This window comes from Herbaspirillum sp. B65, from assembly GCF_000333555.1.
Classification (GTDB): Bacteria; Pseudomonadota; Gammaproteobacteria; order Burkholderiales; family Burkholderiaceae_D; genus Herbaspirillum; species Herbaspirillum rubrisubalbicans.
This window is the reverse complement of record NZ_BADI01000318.1, coordinates 1-967: the sequence shown is the minus strand read 5'-3', so window position 1 is coordinate 967 and position 967 is coordinate 1. Positions and strand designations below refer to the sequence as shown.

1 pseudogene is annotated in these 967 nt (G+C 53.1%); it reads left to right on the top strand.

Annotated features, from left to right (window positions below):
- Window positions 1-121 precede the first annotated feature (121 nt).
- Window positions 122-967 (top strand): annotated as a pseudogene (locus I5W_RS08165) (peptide transporter); the annotation flags it as partial.

Sequence of the window (967 nt, the reverse complement as noted above, 5' to 3'; positions counted from 1 at the left end):
CAGATAAACACGACATCAAGCGTCCCATCAATGTTCTGATCCGTCGCAAGCTCTCTGAGCAAGTTCTTCTGGATAGCGTTTTGAGGAAAAACGTAGCAAGAAGCGCGCAGCAGGAAAGCCAGTGTTGCTGGTCGTCCTGGAATGGTTTTCAAAGGCGCATTCGATTTACCGGACGCATTCCAAGACGATTGAGGAAGCACGTCAACATTTCCATGTTGTCGGGATGGCTTATGAAGGTTGTGTGGATGATGTTACCAAGCAGGTTTTCGATGAATTTATCGCCATCGATCAAACACAGTCGATGATTGAGCAACTGCGACTGATCCAGCAAGAATCAAGTACGCGCAATGCACAGATCATGTACATGCCTAGCGTAGGGATGTTCCCCCTGACGATGTGGTTATCCAATCTCCGCGTGGCCCCGATTCAGGCCATGGCATTGGGACATCCTGCGACGACTCATGCACATGCCGTGGATTACGTTGTGGTGGAGGAGGACTATGTGGGTGATGAGAGCTGCTTTAGCGAGAAACTGCTCAAGTTACCCAGCGATGGTATGCCTTATAGGGCTTCGGGTGCCTTGCCAGAACAACTGAAGGTGAGCGAGCCTCGCTTGAATCCCGAGGTCGTGCAGATCGCGTTGTGTGCCACCACCATGAAGCTCAATCCTGGCTTCCTGGAGACGTGCGCGCGCGTCGTGCAGCAGTCCAGTGTTCCCGTCCATTTCCATATGCTGATCGGTCAGGCCCAGGGCCTGATCTATCCGGCAGTCAAGCGTCTGGTGGCGCGGTTTCTCGGAAGTTCTGCAACGGTTTATCCCCATCAGAACTATGACGACTACATGCGCATCATTGCCGGCTGTGACCTGTTTATCAATCCCTTCCCCTTCGGCAACACCAACGGAATCATCGACACGGTGACCGCTGGTCTGGTCGGCATCTGTAAAACCGGACGCGAAGTGCAGAGC